Here is a 262-nt window from a genome sequence, read left to right on the forward strand (position 1 = left end):
CACCGGCAGTCTCATTAGAGTGCCCTTTCGTAGCAACTAATGACAAGGGTTGCGCTCGTTGCGGGACTTAACCCAACATCTCACGACACGAGCTGACGACAGCCATGCAGCACCTGTGTAATGGTTCTCTTTCGAGCACTCCTCAATCTCTCAAGGATTCCATCCATGTCAAGGGTAGGTAAGGTTTTTCGCGTTGCATCGAATTAATCCACATCATCCACCGCTTGTGCGGGTCCCCGTCAATTCCTTTGAGTTTTAATCT

1 rRNA gene is annotated in these 262 nt (G+C 49.6%); it reads right to left on the minus strand.

The window, feature by feature from the left end:
- Window positions 1–262: ribosomal RNA gene (locus tag GTP90_RS36265) — 16S ribosomal RNA — on the minus strand; the annotation flags it as partial.

This window comes from Duganella vulcania (assembly GCF_009857655.1).
GTDB lineage: Bacteria > Pseudomonadota > Gammaproteobacteria > Burkholderiales > Burkholderiaceae_D > Rugamonas > Rugamonas vulcania.